This is a genomic window from Pedobacter nanyangensis (genome assembly GCF_003313505.1).
Lineage (GTDB): Bacteria > Bacteroidota > Bacteroidia > Sphingobacteriales > Sphingobacteriaceae > Pedobacter > Pedobacter nanyangensis.
In genome coordinates, this window is record NZ_QMHO01000007.1 from 105,039 (window position 1) to 121,487 (window position 16,449).

Consider the following 16,449-nt stretch of genomic DNA (forward strand, 5'->3'; position numbering starts at 1 on the left):
ACAAAAAGGTTCCAAACTTTTGGGTTATTCTATAAAAAGATCCTCGTCGTCGGTTAAACTAAGCTGAATATTGTCGTTGCCCGAAATCCCCTCAATAGAACCTCTAATGTGGGCAGCGTTCAGCAGTACCTTATCCAATTGTTTTTCTCTGGCCTTCCAAAGTTTCTCCATGGCATCGCGTTCACGTTGTATGGATAGCTTCATGCTCATAAATCCTTCCCTAATTGCTTTCCATTGTTCCGAAAATTCGTTGCTGGTAAGGTAATCATAAAGCATGTGCATTTTATCGCCTTTGTTTTCCTGTGATTTTGCCGCATTGAACAAACGTAAAATGCCATCGCGTAAAACGGCGGCCAACGCCTGCACCTCACTAAAGGTACAAATCCAAACGCCATCTTTTAAGCCAAAGCAGTTCATATCTTTGGGCATGTTTTGTGTTACCAAAACGGCAATTTCGGCACCTTGGCTACGCATGTCGGTTTTTAGTTTCTCTATCCAGTCGTTGGCAAAGGCAGTAGTACGCTTACTTTCGTAAATAATGTGGCCACACTCTTGTCCAAAGTTATTTCTTACGGTTTGGATACAATCAGCGCCGCGTACACCTTTGCCCACTTCCTGTATCAGATCAAATGGGAACGAGTTGCGGAGCAATTCTTCTAAGGCCAGTTCCTGGATTTCACCCTGTAGCTGCATTGAGCCCTGCTCTGCTTTGCGCTTCATCTCTTCGGCCAATTTCTTTTGGTCTTCAAGCTGTTTATCCTTTTCTGCCAGCTTCATTTTAAAATCAAGTTCGGCCTGTTGTAAACGTTGGTTTTCGATATTCCTGATATCTACAGCCATTTTTTCGCGCTCCTCCGTCAGTTTTTTCTGTATAGATAGGTCCAGTTCTTGTTCCTTGCGCTTCAGTTCATTGGCCATCTGCATATATTCCAACTCTTTTTGGCGGGCCATTTTCAGCTTTTCTTCGTTTTCCTTGTTGGTTTGGTCAAGAAGTTTCAGCCTGTTTTCAAAATCGGCGCTGATCGACTTGCGTAGATTTTCAGACACACTGGCCTGCAACGCTTCTTTTTCCTTGTTCAATCTTTGTTCGAAAGCTTGTTCCTGTAACCTTTTTTGATTTTCGAAGGCCTCTTCTTGTTGTTTTTTAGAACTTTCAATCGCCTCTAATTTTTTACGATATTCATCTTCCTTTTGCTTGGTAAAGGATTGCATTTTTTCCCGCAAGTCTTTTTTATACTCTTCTACCATTACCTCCTCCAATGGAAATGAATGATTACAGCTAGGACATTTGATTTCTGTTGACATAATAGAATTTATTGTTTTGGAAAAAGAGTATCAAAATTAAGCATTGTTAGCCACAGATGCACAGATAATATTTTTGAACGCTAAAAGAATAATTGGGATGCTTAAAATTGCTTTATGTCACCATTTTTTTATTTAGTGGTGCAGCTGTGGCTAATTACTGGCCTAATGTGTAATTTTGCACACCAGCCAAATCAAATGTTCAATCGTATTTTAAATGCTTACAAAACCTCGTTTTCGGGCTTAAGCCGCCAAACGTGGATCTTAAGTTTCGTAATTTTAATAAATCGTTGTGGTTTTATGGCTGTGCCTTTCATGGGCCTGTACGTTACCCAATCTTTACATCGCCCAGAGTCTGATGCGGGCATCATCATTTCCTTGTTTGGGATTGGCTCTATTGTTGGGGCGGCGGCAGGCGGTAAACTAACAGATGTTTTGGGGTATAGGCCTGTGCAAATTGTAGCATCATTAATAGGAGGATTGTTTTTTCTGCTATTTGCCATGGTACAAGATTTTACTTGGCTCTGTGTGCTGGCCGTGGTCATTAGCTTTTTTTCGGAGGCTTTCAGGCCGGCTAACTACGCTGCTATCGCTTCGTATGCTACCGCAGGAACAGAAACCAGGTCGTACTCGTTAAATCGTTTGGCTACCAATATTGGCTGGGCAGTGGGTGTAAGTATGGGAGGTGTCATAGCCTCTTTTAACTATGAGCTTCTTTTTATCGTTGATGGTGGGGTGAGTGTATTGGTTGCAGTGGCTATTTTCTTTTTACTTCCAGCAAAAAAACTGCTTCATCAAACTGTGCAGGAAAAAAACGAAGTGAATGTCCGTAAACCTTGGCAGGATACGCTATATATCAAGTTTTTGTTGCTATGTGTCATGTTTACCACTTGTGCGTTTTTAATGTTTAGGGTGGTGCCTGTTTTTTATAAGGAAGTTTGGCACCTCAACGAAGCACTTATTGGCGTCATTTTGGGCATTAATGGCGTAGTTATCGCATTGGTGGAAATGGTCATGATTACCAAGATCGAGAATAAAAGGTCACCAATATTTTATATCGTGGTAGGCGTAGTTATTGTTTGTTTCTCCTTTGGGGTATTGATGTTGCCTAAAATTTTTCCGGTGGCCCTGGCCATCATCAGTATTTTGCTTTTTACTTTCGGAGAGATGCTTTCCCTTCCTTTCTTCAATACTTTTGTGGTTAAGCGCAGTAACGAATATAACCGGGGCATTTATGCTGCAGGCTATACCCTGAGCTGGTCTGTAGCGCAGGTAATTGGGCCAAGCAGCGGATTTTATATCGCCGAAAAGTTTGGCTACAATACCCTTTGGATAGCCGTTACGGTGCTGCTGGTGGTTTGTGCATACTTTTTCAGTAAGCTAAAGTTAACAGCCAGTTAAAAAAATAATCTTTTTAAAACCTTTTGCTTTAACGCTTGTTTAACCTTTAACAAAATCAGTGTTAAACCGAAGTATAGACTATTTAAATTAGCCACATGAAAAAGCGCATCCACGTTTTAGAAGATGACAAAGACATTGCTTTCATTATCGAATTTCTATTGAAAGATGAAGGTTACGAAATTCAGGTATCTTCCACCTTTAAGGAACTCAAAGAGAAACTTACCGACTCTATTCCAGATCTATTTATCCTAGACGTAATGTTGCCAGATGGAAACGGTATTGACATTTGCAGGGATTTAAAAACAGATGTATTCACCAAGCATATACCGGTAATTGTAATGTCGGCAAATGTGCACAGCAAGAAATTAAGTGAAAGCGTAAGCCCCGATGATTATATCAGTAAACCTTTTGATCTCGACTATATTGAGAATAGAATCAAGAGATTAATTGGGGAGAAAAAAGTAGCTTGACAAGATCTTTAATCAAACCTCATAATCAAAAACCTGTCAGAAAGTATTTCTAGACAGGTTTTTTTATGGCTATTATATTTCTGACAAATGGATGATAGGAGAAAATCGAAAGAGTTTATACTTTTGCTTAACAGTGTTAAATGATTTTATGCTCAAAACGCATGGGAAGTAAAGAAAGAATACAGCGGCAAAAGGAGGATACTCGCAAGGGTATTTTAGCTGCTGCTTTACAAATTGTGAAACAGGAAGGATGGGCCGCGTTAAGTATGCGAAAAATTGCGGATGTAATTGAATATACCGCTCCCATTATTTACGAGTACTTTCCAAATAAAGAGGGCATACTGTTAGAGCTTACCAGGCAAGGTTACATTAACTTGGGTATCAAAGTTAAAGAAGCAAGGGATCGTAAAACAAACCCCGAAGAACAGTTAGAGGCCATGTGGCTAGCCTACTGGGATTTTGCCTTTGAAGAAAAGGAGTTTTACCAGCTCATGTATGGCGTACAGGTAAACTGTTGTGAGCTGTATAAGCAAATGCCAGAAGCCGAGTACACTACGGATCTGTTCTATGACGCTATTGAGAAACTGCTTACCAAACAGCCAGTATCAGAAGATTACTCTTGTTTGAAATACTATACTTTTTGGTCGCTGATCCACGGCCTGATCTCTATCAATTTGGTTCAAAAGGGTGCCAACGACGAGATTAACCAGGAAATTTTAAGAAGTGCCATCAAAGCGATTATTAAAACCATTAACGACTAAAAATTTTTTCGCCATCCATTTAACAGTGTTAAATTAATTATTAACGTAAAATAAACATAAAACCCCCAATGATATGAATTGTATATACAAATCCGCCCCTAGATTTAACGCTGTTAAATTATTTAACGAATGGATCATCCTTCTAGTGCTTGCCGTAATATTGTTTCTTTCGAGCTGTAAAGGAAAGGCGGAGCCAATGGCAGCCGCACCGCCGCCCTTGTTGCCAGTGGCTACGGTTGCTACTGGTGAGCAAGAAACCTTTGTGGATTATCCGGCCACCTTACAGGGAACTACCGATGTTGAAATAAGACCGCAAATTGCTGGTACCATTGACCGAATTTACGTAAACGAAGGCCAATTGGTAAGCAAAGGACAGTTGTTGTTCCAAATTTCTGAGCTACCTTTCAGGGCACAGTTAAACAATGCGAAAGCTTCGTTGCAGGCGGCGCAGGCGGCAGTTTTAAATGCCCAATTGGAAGTGGACAAATTAACGCCTTTAGTGCAGAGCAAAGTAGTTTCGGATTTCCAACTAAAAACAGCCAAAACCACTTATCAAATTGCACTGGCCAATGTGGAACAGGCCAAGGCCAATGTAAACAGCGCCCAAATTAACTTAAGCTATACGCAAATTAAAGCACCAAGCGGCGGTTATATCGGACGTTTGCCCAAAAAGCAGGGGAGTTTGGTATCGCCATCGGATCCGGAGGCACTTACCCAGCTTTCTGATGTGAGCCAGATCTATGCTTACTTCTCGCTGTCGGAAACCGATTTTATCAATTTCAACCATAAATATGAAGGCAATTCGGTAGCAGACAGAATTAGCCATTTGCCGGCAGTGGCATTGGTTTTAGCCGATCAGAGTGTATATCCTGTTAAAGGTAAAATAGATGTAGTTAATGGCCAGTTTGATAAAACTACGGGCTCCATTACCTTGAGAGCTGTATTTGCCAATTCAAAGGGTTTGCTAAGATCGGGCAATACGGGTAAAATCAGGCTTGGCCTATCGCACGAGAACACCATGCTGGTGCCGCAAGCTGCAACCATCGAAATGCAAGATAAAATTTTTGTGTTTGCCGTTGGGAAAGATAACAAGGTAAATAAAGTAGCAATTGTAGTAGACGGAAAATCTGGAACCAACTATCTCATCAAGGATGGCCTGAAATCAGGAGATCAGATTGTTTTAAGCGGTTTAGATAAACTCCAAGATGGGCAACTTATTCAGCCAGAGAAAAAAGCGGAGAAAATAGCCCAATTAATTTCTAAAAAATAACCAAAAAATAATGTTCAAAATATTTATACAAAGACCAGTACTGGCCACTGTTATTTCCATTTTATTGGTGATACTTGGTGTACTTGGCTTAACCAAGTTGCCACTCCAACAGTTCCCCGACATTGCGCCACCGTCGGTTTTGGTTACTGCAGTTTATCCAGGAGCCAATGCCGAGACGGTTTTGCGCTCGGTGGCGCCATCTATAGAAGAATCGATCAACGGCGTGGAGAACATGACCTACATGAGCTCAACCGCCAGTAACGATGGTTCGTTAGCCATCACCGTTTTCTTTAAATTAGGGACCAACGCAGACCAAGCGGCGGTAAATGTCCAAAATAGGGTGGCCCAGGCCACCAGTCAGTTGCCTGCAGAGGTGGTGCAACAAGGTATTACCACGGCAAAACAGCAAAATAGCTTTATCATGGCTATTGGGATGTTTACCGAGGATGAATCAAAATACGACCAAACTTTTGTGGCCAACTATGCACAAATCAATATTGTGCCCGAAATCAAAAGGATTCCCGGAGTAGGTGCTGCCAGTATTTTCGGTGGTGTGAAAGATTACTCGATGCGTGTTTGGTTAAATCCAACCCAAATGGCTACCTATAAAGTAACGCCTAATGAGGTGATGGGCGCCATTCAGGACAAGAGCTTGGAAGCTGCGCCGGGTAAATTTGGTGAACGAAGCAAAGAGGTTTTCGAATATGTTATTAAGTACAAAGGGAAACTAACCAAACCCGAAGAATACGAAAATATTGCCATTAGGACCAATGCAGATGGCTCTATACTGCGTTTGAAAGATGTTGCCCGGGTAGAACTTGGCGCTTACTCCTACAATAGTTTAACCCGTTTAAATGGGCAAAAGGGCGTGGTTATTGGCGTAATCCAATTAGCTGGATCAAACTCAAACGAAATACAGATTGCCATTAATAAACTGATGGAAAAAGCTTCGAAAGATTTTCCGAAGGGCATTAAGCACAATATTTTTTATAGTACTAAAGTGGCTTTGGATCAATCCATAGATCAGGTCATCCATACCTTGATTGAAGCGTTTATTTTGGTGTTTATCGTTGTATTCATCTTCCTGCAAGATTTCAGGTCGACGCTGATTCCTGCTATTGCGGTGCCTGTAGCTATTTTGGGTACGTTTTTCTTTATGCAGTTGTTTGGCTTCTCCATCAACCTGTTAACCTTGTTTGCTTTAATTTTGGCCATTGGTATTGTGGTGGATGATGCGATTGTGGTGGTAGAAGCGGTGCATGCCAAAATGGAGCACAAACATTTGGCCCCTAAAGCGGCTACTCACGAGGCTATGAGCGAAATTACGGGAGCCATCATTTCCATCACCTTGGTAATGGCCGCAGTGTTTTTGCCCGTTGGTTTTATGGAAGGTTCAACGGGTTTGTTCTATCGGCAGTTTGCCTTTACCATGGCCATTGCCATTGTTATTTCGGCGGTTAATGCCCTAACCTTAAGCCCAGCGTTGGCCGCATTGTTTTTGAAAGATAACCATACGGCTGCAAACGGTGGCATGCCTGTTAAAAAAGGCTTTAAGGAAAAGTTCTTCAGTGGCTTTAACAGTAGTTTTAATGCCATGACCAACCGCTATGTAGGCAGTTTGCGGTTTTTGATTAAAAATAGGTGGTTAAGTTTAGGTGGTTTGGCCGTGATCACGGCGGTAACCATTTGGCTGGTTAAAACTACGCCGTCGGGCTTTATCCCTACAGAAGATCAGGGCTTTATTGCTATTTCGGTATCCACACCGTCGGGCACTTCTTTAGATGGTACGCAAAAAGTAATGACGGAAGCTGAAAATATGCTCAAGAAGTTAGATGCTTCCAGGTTTGTTACCGCCATTTCTGGTTTCAACCTTTTAACCAATTCAACCAGCCCATCAGCTGCAGTAGTTTTTGTGTTACTGAAACCTATTGAGGAACGGGGCAAAGTAAAGAACATTGATGAAATCATGGGGCAGGTGCAGGGGCAGTTGGCCGGCATACCTGGCGGCAGTTTCTTTGTGTTCAGTTTTCCAACGGTTCCTGGTTTTAGTAATGTAGAAGCTTTAGACCTGGTTTTGCAGGATAAAACAGGCGGGAAATTGGATAAGTTTAGCGGCATTTCACAGCAGTTTATTGGAGAGCTGATGAAACAGCCCGCTATTGCCGTGGCCTTTACCAGTTTCAAGGCAGATTATCCGCAGTTGGAGCTAGATGTTAACCAAGAAAAGGCAGACCAGTTGGGGGTAAACGTGAGAGACATCTTGCAAACCATGCAAGCTTACTTTGGTAGTGCCCAGGCATCGGATTTTAACCGGTTTGGGAAGTACTATCGGGTAATTGTACAGGCTGATATTGCAGACCGGGCCGATCCTGCGTCCATAGATCGTGTATTTGTGAGAAACAAAACCGGCGAAATGGTACCGATTAATACCCTGGTAACCCTGCGCCGTATTTATGGATCAGAAACGGCATCGAGGTACAACCTATTTAATTCTATTTCTATTAATGCCATACCAAAACCTGGCTTTACTTCTGGAGATGCCATTAAGGCGATTGAGGAAGTGGCGGCCAAACATTTACCAGCTGGCTATAGTTATGAGTTTTCTGGCCAAACCCGGGAGGAAATTTCCTCAGGAGGCCAGTCGGCGGTAATTTTTATCCTCTGTTTGGTATTTGTGTACTTTTTACTGGCAGCGCAGTACGAAAGCTACTTATTGCCTTTGGGCGTAATACTTTCCATCCCGGTAGGGATATTTGGGGTGTTTGTAGCCATCGGTTTTACCGGTATAGCCAATAACATTTACGTACAGGTAGCTTTGGTAATGCTGATTGGCCTGCTCGCAAAAAACGCCATCTTAATTATAGAGTTTGCTGCACAAAGAAGAAGGGCTGGAAAGCCTTTGTTGGCAGCAGCGTTGGAAGCCGCAAAATTGAGGCTGCGTCCAATTATCATGACTTCGTTGGCATTTGTGGTAGGGTTAATCCCGATGATGTTTGCTACCGGCCCATCGGCACAGGGTAACCATAGTATCAGTATTGGTGCGGCAGGAGGGATGGTTTCGGGCGTAATTTTAGGCTTGTTCATCATTCCGGTACTCTTCATCGTCTTCCAATATTTACAGGAAAAGGTAACTGGTGCACCATTGGCCGAAACCAATGCCAAACCTCATGCCCATCAGGAAATCAATTAAGCATATAAAAAAATGAAAACACTCATATATAGTTTTTTGATCACCCTACTTGTGGGTAGCTACGGCTGTAGTATCCCAAGAAACGTGATTAATCCCATACAGGATAAACCTTCGCAATTTAGGGGGCTGAGCAATGTGGATGACACAAGCATAGGCAGCCTTGCGGTGAAGGATTTTTTCGCCACGCAGGCCATCCAACAGTTGATAGATAGCGCTATTGCACGAAATATTGATCTGCAAATTGCACTTAAAAATATAGATGCGGCTGATTTGCTGATGAGGCGGGCAAGGATGGGGAACATCCCCCAGTTAAATTTGCAGGTAACGGCCAATTCAAACCGGCCATCTGACAATAGTTTGAATGGGCTTAGTGCCTCGCAGTTTTTGAAAACTAGCCATGTGGAAGATTACAATGCCAATTTGTCCTTGAGTTGGGAAGCGGATATCTGGGGGAAGATCAGTAAGCAAAAGGAGGCATCCTATGCGGCCTATCTGCAAACTGCGGAAGCCAAAAAGGCAGTTCAAACCCGTATAGTAGCAATGGTTGCAACCAGCTTTTATCGGCTGTTGCTTTTAGATGAGCAGTTAAAGATTGCCCAGCGAAATCTAGCGCTTAGCGACAGTACATTGAAAATGGTGAGCAAGCAGTTTGAGGTGGGACAGGTAAGTTCTTTGGCGGTGCAGCAAACCGAGGGGCAGCTGCTTCGGGCGAGCCAGCTTATTCCGCAGATAGCCCAAGAGATCAGCGTGCAGGAAAATGCACTGAGCGAATTAACGGGCAAATTTCCAACAGCGATAGAGCGCTCGGCAACCTTGGCCCAATTGGAAATTCCTACGCAATTGGCCGTGGGTGTACCTTCGGTAATGCTGGCTACCCGGCCCGATGTGAAAAGTGTAGAACTTGGCCTGAGGGTTGCCAATGCCAAAGTGGGCGTGGCCAATGCCAGCCTATACCCCAGTTTAACTATTTCGGCCAGTGCTGGGCTCAACTCTTTTAAGGCAAGCAATTGGTTTAATGTTCCGGCTTCGTTGTTTGGCATTGTGGGAGGAGGAATCACCCAGCCTATTTTTAACAGGAGGGAGCTGAAAACCCAGTTTGAATTGGCCAAGGTAGAAAGAGAAAAATCGGTGTTGTTGTTTAGGCAAGCGGTAATTAAAGCGGTGGTAGAAGTATCCAATGAGCAGGCTAAACTGGAGAACTTGAAAAGGGAATATGGCATTGCCCAGAAACGGATAGCGACGTTAAGATCGGCGGTTAAAAATGCCGATCTGCTGTTTAACCATGGCATGGCCAATTATCTGGAAGTGATTACTGCGCAAGCTAATTTGTTGCAAGGCGAGCTTGATTTGGCGAGTTTGAAGACGGCGCAGTTAAATGCTAGTGTTGAATTGTATAGGGCCTTGGGTGGAGGCTGGCAATAAAACCTAGTGCAACCACCATTAGGGATTAGTTTCGTTAATGTTGGTTTTAAAGCAGCGACCTTTAGGCCGCTGCTTTTTTTGTGAACGCTTGCTCTGGGGGCGAAGGTTTGTCAGGGTTGCCCCATAAATACAGCTAGAAGGCCCAACAGCATTGATATTGACAATAAAAGACATTATCTTGCCGTTTTTTAATTCTAAAACTTATTATTTACACAAATGAATACAAACCAAATTAAGAGATTAGTTGCCTTGGCGTTATTGGCAACGGGTCCTTTTATTGTCTCTGCCCAATCGCAAAAGAAAAACTGGTATAATTTGGATCTTAAAGCGGATAGTGTTTTTGGGATCAGTACGGAGAAAGCCTACCAGGAGCTTTTGAAGGGCAAAAAATCGAACACGGTAATTGTGGGGATTTTAGATAGTGGTGTTGACGGGGTTCACGAAGATCTGAGGTCTGTTATGTGGGTGAACAAAAAGGAGAAAGCTGGAAACGGCAAAGACGATGACAAAAATGGCTACATTGACGATGTGAACGGCTGGAGCTTTTTAGGGGGCAAAAATGGAAATGTGAACCAAGAGACTTTAGAGCTTACCCGTTTGATACGCCGTGATGCCGCTCGTTTTGCCAACGTAACCGAAGAAAATGTGACCGCTAAAGATAGACCTGCTTTTGAGGCTTATTTAGCCATGAAGAAGGAATTTGATAAGGGGCTGTCCGAAGCTAAAGCAAATCTTGCAGGTTATACTGGATTGAAAAATGGCGTAGAAAGCATCGTTAAAAAACTAGGTAAGGAAAACCCTACTTTGGAAGATGTAAAAGGTTTTACTCCTGAAGGACAAACCGAAAGCAATGCTAAAAATGCTTTGCTTAGGGCCTTGGCCAATACTGATTATAAAACTTTCTATGAAACCAGGGTGAAGGCTGGTTATGATCATTTTTACGATCAGGTTAACTACAATTATAACTTAACTTTTGATCCTCGTAATATTGTAGGGGATGACGAGAACAACAGCAACGAACGGATTTATGGTAATGCCGATTCTAAAGGTCCGGATCCATCACATGGCACGCACGTAGCAGGTATTGTGGGTGCTGATAGAAAAAATGATATCGGGATTAAAGGTGTTGCCGATAACGTACTGATTATGGCGGTACGTAATGTGCCAAATGGCGATGAACGCGATAAGGACGTTGCCAACGCTATCCGTTATGCAGTAGATAACGGTGCAAAGGTATTGAACATGAGCTTTGGAAAGGCTTATTCGCAAGATAAAAAGGTAGTAGATGATGCCGTGAAGTATGCAATAAGTAAAGATGTTTTATTGGTGCACGCAGCAGGTAACGATAACAAAAACCTTGATGTAGAGACTAATTTCCCAACTAACAAATATGAGGACGGTACTTTAGCAGAGAACTGGATTACAGTTGGCGCATCAACTCCTTATAACGATCGTAGACTTAAAGCAAGTTTTTCTAACTATGGAAAAACTACCGTGGATGTGTTTGCACCTGGTTTCGGTATTTATTCTACTTATCCGGATCAAAAATACCAGGATAACAATGGTACGAGTATGGCTGCTCCAGTGGTAGCTGGTTTGGCGGCATTAATTCGTTCTTACTATCCAAAGCTGAAAGCCGCACAGGTAAAGGAAATTATCATGAAATCTGTAGAAAAGGCAGATGCTTTAAAAGATATTTCGGTTACTGGTGGTGTAGTTAACGCTTATAATGCGTTGAAATTAGCGGCAACTTATTAGAATTAAAAGTTTTAAAAGGCAAAAGTACGAACTGCCTATAAAAAGCCTCGATGTTAGCGTCGGGGCTTTTTTATTTGTCAATCATTTCGATAATCGTAACGAGCGGAGAAACTTAACCATAAAGAAATAATTGTTTTTAATGAGGATAAAAGACAAAGATTTAGCCTCGCTATTTTCTTTGTATCTGTTCGCGATTTACACAAGGTCGAAATGACAAATTATGTGCGTTATTGCAGTCATAGTGGGTTGTGTTTTCATCTTGAAACAGCAAAGTTTTAGTATATATTAAAAAAATATTTTTTCTGGTGTAACGAATATTAATTGGAATCTACTTATGGGCATTAGTGTTTAGCTTGTATAATTATGCCTATTACTGCTTTTCTTAAGTTTTTAAATCAATTGTATCCAATGAAACCGCATTTGCTAGCTTATTTGGCTGATAAAGCAACGACATCTTTCTTTAATAAAGGAAGATTTTTAATTAGCCCGTTGGACAAGGAGGATTGTTTGTATTTTTTATCTAGCGGGGCCGTTAGGGGTTTTACTAAAATTGGTCAAAAGAAAATTACCACTTGGATTGCTGTTGAAAATAATTTAATTGGACGCTTAAGGGCAAGGGAAACCGATGACGAAGTGGAGGAATATATAGAGGCTATAGAACAGTGTGAGGTAGTGAAGGTCAGTAGGCCTTTGTTAGACGTACTTTATCTTAACAATTTTGAGCTTAATTACATTAGCCGAGTGCTGGGGCAAAATCTATATGCTGCTACCGAAGAACGGGCCTTTATTTGTAGGTTGCCAACGGCTGAAGAAAAGTATAAGCGCTTTGTAATGGTTTATCCCGATTTGAATGGTAGGGTGCCTTTAAAGTATATCGCATTTTTTTTGGGACTTTCGGTGGAAACGCTCAGTAGGGTAAGAACAAAAATAGCTATTAAGGACAATATATTGAAGGTAAGAATGATACATGAAAAGTCTTGATATTTGTCAATATTTATTTTTTTTCGCTATTGGAATATCATCAATATTGGCGTTTTTTGTGCTAAAATCAAGTGTTATGGACTATTTGCTTGCATATTTCAAACCAATAAATCAAATAAATATTTTCTGCGATAAGGTATTTCTAAAATAAAATGCCGAAAAACCTTATTAAAAGCGATTCTCTTTACCCTAACACAAGGATTGTATTAGTACTCTTTGACTTTCGTGTATTCTAGGGTAGATGAATTTGTTTTACCCTATCGAAAGTTAAACTGCTTTTAACCTTTATTTATCTTGAAGTTGGAGAGAGTCCTGCTTTGCTTCAATCTCAACGCTCAAATTTTTATGCCAGTTACCATATTTTTTAACTATTTAAATCAAATATATCCTTTAAAGGAACATTTAGTAACCTACTTATCTGAAAAGGTAACTACCGTTGAATTCAAAAAAGGTAAGTATTTGATTAGCCCGTTAGACAAGGAAGATTGTTTGTTTTTTGTAGTTAAGGGAGCCGTTAGAGGCTTCACTAAAATCAACGCTAAAAAAATTACTACTTGGCTTGAAGTCGAGAATGTGCTCATTGGTCGTATTCGAAGTATTGACGGCCTTGGCATCACAGAAGAATATATTGAAGCAATAGAAGATTGCGAATTAGTGGTTATCAATAAAGAAATGCTAAATTATCTATATGATAACTATTTTGAGATTAATTATATAGGTCGTGTGTTAATTGAGCGCTCTTATGCTGCCGCAGAAGAACGGGCCTTCATTGCTAGGCTACCGTCTGCCGAATCCAAGTACTTAAGGTTTTTAAAAGCCTATCCACATCTAATAGAAAGAATTCCTTTACGATTTATTGCTTCTTTCCTTAATGTATCCGAAGAGACATTGAGCAGGGTTCGTACCAAAATTGCCAAATGTAACAGGCTTAACCTATAGGCTTTTTTTTGTTGAATGAGTAAAAGAAATATTGATTTTTATCAAGGTCATATTCTTGGATAAGGTATCAAGGACCGCATGATGACGTTTTTTTGTATCGTAAAAAAAACAATATATCATGATCTATTTTAACAACTCTTTTCGAAAGAAATTTTGCGTGGCATTGATTATATGCTGTGCTTTTCTTGGGATTGGAATGAGTAAGCTACGGGCGCAAACGCTCGGTCCGGGAGACATTGCCTTTATCGGCTATGATTTCGGTACAACAGATGGCTTCTCTTTCATCGCTCTCAAAGCACTCCCAGCAGGTGAAACCATTTATTTTTCCGAACAAGGATGGACGGCTACAGGTTGGGCCGACAACACAGAGACCCACTTACAATGGGTGATTCCTGCTACTGTACCCTGTGGAACGATTATCACAGTGATGGAAACGTCAGCAGATACGTTTACCATTAGTGGTTCCTCTGGATTTAGCATTGCAAAAAATTCAAACTTCAACTTATCGGGTGGTGATCAGATTCTGGCTTACCAGAGTACTACAGGTGTTGCGCCAGCTAGTCCGATTTTTATTGCTGGAGTTCATGGCGACTATAACAGTACCAACTATGATCCTGTAACTGCATGGAATTTAAGCAACTTGTCTGGTACAGCAGAAAGTATTGTGCCTACGGGACTTACCAATGGCGTAAACTGTATTTCGCTTTTTCCAGCACCTGGACCTGAACAAGCTTACAGTAAATATAATGGAACCTTAACTGGAACTGCCACTGCTTTAAGAGCAGCCATTAACAATACAGCTAACTGGATCAAAACCGGTACAGCAACTTTGGGACTGTTACCTGCTAATTACCCGGCACCCAATGTGAACTGTACAGTTGTGATTAATCCTACGGTGTCAACAAGTGCGGCGAGCAGTGTAGGGGCAGTAAGAGCTAGTTTAGGTGGTAACGTAACTGCCGATGGAGGTGCATCTGTTACCGAAAGAGGGATAGTATGGGGATTATCGACTGATCCAACTACATCAGATAACAAAGTGATTATTGGCAGCGGAACAGGGACTTTTAGTTCTGTTGTATCCTCATTACCAGCTAATACAACCGTAAATTTTAGAGCTTTTGCTACAAATTCTTCAGGAACTGCTTATGGAAGTAACCTTACTTTTACTACAAACGCTGCTTTAACAGCTACTACTTCCTCTACCAATGTTTCATGTAACGGAGGTTCCAATGGTACGGCTACCGTTACGGCATCTGGAGGGGTAACCCCTTATACCTATTCATGGTCACCATCAGGTGGTACAGCAGCAACAGCTACTGGCTTAGCCGTTGGTGTTTATACTTGCACCATTACTGATAATGAAGGTAGCTCTATTACTAGAAATGTCACTATTACCCAGCCAAGTACGCTTGGCGCTAGTTCGGCAAAAACCAATGTGAGCTGTAATGGTGGTTCAAATGGCTCTGCTACAGTAGTTCCAAGCGGCGGAACCAGTCCATATACCTATTCGTGGGCTCCAAGTGGCGGTACGGGGGCAACCGCGTCAGGTTTAAGCGTAGGTAATTATACCTGTACCATTACCGATGCAAATGGCTGTACGATTAACAGGGGTTTTACAATTACCCAGCCTAGTGCAATGTCAATCACCACTTCTAGAACCGATGTAGCTTGTAACGGTGGTTCAAATGGTGTGGCAAGTGTAAGCGTTACTGGAGGAGTACCTCCATATAGCTATTCATGGTCACCATTAGGTGGTACAGCGGCAACTGCTTCTGGATTGGCAGCAGGTACTTATACCGTTACCATTACGGATGCTAACAGTTGTACAGCTACGAGAACTTTTACAATTACCCAACCAACGGCAATTTCAGTTACGCCTTCGCAAACTAATGTTGCTTGTAATGGCGGTTCAAATGGTACGGCTACTGTATCTGTAACGGGTGGCACACCAGGGTATACCTATTCATGGGCACCAAGCGGCGGTACAGCGGCCACGGCAACTGGATTAGCAGCAGGAACTTATACTTGTACCATTACCGATGCTAATGCTTGTACTAAAACACAAACCTTTACCATAACGCAGCCTACGGCATTGACGGCCACTACTTCCTCTACGAATGTTTCGTGCAATGGTGGCAGTAACGGAACCGCTACGGTTTCGGTCTCTGGCGGCACGCCGGGCTATACCTATTCGTGGGCGCCAAGCGGTGGTACTGCGGCTACCGCTTCGGGCTTGTCGGTGGGCACCTATACCTGTACCATTACCGATGCCAATGCCTGCTCTATTACTAGAACGGTAACGATTACCCAGCCAACGGCATTGACTTCTACCGCATCAATGACCACTGTTGCTTGTAACGGTGGCTCAAATGGTATGGCTACGATTAACGTTTCCGGGGGAACTGCACCTTATACGTACTCATGGGCGCCAAGCGGTGGTACCGCTGCTACCGCTACGGGTTTAGCCGCGGGCACTTATACGGTTACGGTTACCGATGCCAATGCCTGTACCTTGACCAGGACATTTACGGTTACGCAGCCTACGGCATTGACGGCCACTACTTCCTCTACGAATGTTTCGTGCAATGGTGGCAGTAACGGAACCGCTACGGTTTCGGTCTCTGGCGGCACGCCGGGCTATACCTATTCGTGGGCGCCAAGCGGTGGTACTGCGGCTACCGCTTCGGGCTTGTCGGTGGGCACCTATACCTGTACCATTACCGATGCCAATGCCTGCTCTATTACTAGAACGGTAACGATTACCCAGCCAACGGCATTGACTTCTACCGCATCAATGACCACTGTTGCTTGTAACGGTGGCTCAAATGGTATGGCTACGATTAACGTTTCCGGGGGAACTGCACCTTATACGTACTCATGGGCGCCAAGCGGTGGTACCGCTGCTACCGCTACGGGTTTAGCCGCGGGCACTTATACGGTTACGGTTACCGATGC

General features: G+C 42.5%; 10 protein-coding genes and 1 pseudogene. 10 read left to right on the forward strand and 1 reads right to left on the reverse strand.

Annotated elements, in window-relative coordinates; all coding sequences use genetic code 11:
- Positions 1 to 24: 24 nt before the first annotated feature.
- The gene (locus DUT71_RS13030; protein WP_113662981.1) at positions 25 to 1,305 is read right to left on the reverse strand and encodes a DUF2130 domain-containing protein; all 1,281 of its coding nucleotides are present in this window, start codon (positions 1,303 to 1,305) and stop codon (positions 25 to 27) included.
- A 114-nt stretch (positions 1,306 to 1,419) separates the two neighbouring features.
- Here DUT71_RS13030 and DUT71_RS13035 point away from each other — a divergent pair, with 114 nt between their 5' ends.
- From DUT71_RS13035 to DUT71_RS13080, 10 genes and pseudogenes are all read left to right on the forward strand, one after another.
- Positions 1,420 to 2,703: an MFS transporter gene (locus DUT71_RS13035; RefSeq protein ID WP_240186926.1), complete on the forward strand. Its 1,284-nt coding sequence runs from the start codon at positions 1,420 to 1,422 to the stop codon at positions 2,701 to 2,703.
- 95 nt (positions 2,704 to 2,798) lie between these two features.
- Positions 2,799 to 3,173 carry a response regulator transcription factor gene (locus DUT71_RS13040; RefSeq protein WP_113662982.1) on the forward strand — a complete coding sequence of 125 codons (375 nt, stop codon included), beginning with the start codon at positions 2,799 to 2,801 and terminating at the stop codon, positions 3,171 to 3,173.
- A gap of 161 nt (positions 3,174 to 3,334) precedes the next feature.
- The gene (locus DUT71_RS13045; protein WP_113662983.1) at positions 3,335 to 3,934 is read left to right on the forward strand and encodes a TetR/AcrR family transcriptional regulator; all 600 of its coding nucleotides are present in this window, start codon (positions 3,335 to 3,337) and stop codon (positions 3,932 to 3,934) included.
- 73 nt (positions 3,935 to 4,007) lie between these two features.
- On the forward strand, positions 4,008 to 5,204 hold the full coding sequence (locus tag DUT71_RS13050; RefSeq protein ID WP_113662984.1) for an efflux RND transporter periplasmic adaptor subunit: 1,197 nt from the start codon (positions 4,008 to 4,010) through the stop codon (positions 5,202 to 5,204).
- 10 nt (positions 5,205 to 5,214) lie between these two features.
- Positions 5,215 to 8,394 carry an efflux RND transporter permease subunit gene (locus DUT71_RS13055; protein WP_113662985.1) on the forward strand — a complete coding sequence of 1,060 codons (3,180 nt, stop codon included), beginning with the start codon at positions 5,215 to 5,217 and terminating at the stop codon, positions 8,392 to 8,394.
- A gap of 12 nt (positions 8,395 to 8,406) precedes the next feature.
- Entirely contained in the window at positions 8,407 to 9,816 is a 1,410-nt protein-coding gene (locus DUT71_RS13060; protein WP_113662986.1) for a TolC family protein, read from the forward strand.
- A gap of 216 nt (positions 9,817 to 10,032) precedes the next feature.
- Positions 10,033 to 11,574: a S8 family peptidase gene (locus DUT71_RS13065; protein WP_113662987.1), complete on the forward strand. Its 1,542-nt coding sequence runs from the start codon at positions 10,033 to 10,035 to the stop codon at positions 11,572 to 11,574.
- A 408-nt stretch (positions 11,575 to 11,982) separates the two neighbouring features.
- The gene (locus DUT71_RS13070) at positions 11,983 to 12,555 is read left to right on the forward strand and encodes a Crp/Fnr family transcriptional regulator (RefSeq protein ID WP_162796042.1); all 573 of its coding nucleotides are present in this window, start codon (positions 11,983 to 11,985) and stop codon (positions 12,553 to 12,555) included.
- A 345-nt stretch (positions 12,556 to 12,900) separates the two neighbouring features.
- Positions 12,901 to 13,494, forward strand: coding sequence for a Crp/Fnr family transcriptional regulator (locus DUT71_RS13075; protein WP_113662989.1), 594 nt, complete (start codon positions 12,901 to 12,903; stop codon positions 13,492 to 13,494).
- A gap of 196 nt (positions 13,495 to 13,690) precedes the next feature.
- Positions 13,691 to 16,449, forward strand: a pseudogene (locus DUT71_RS13080) (SprB repeat-containing protein); the annotation flags it as partial.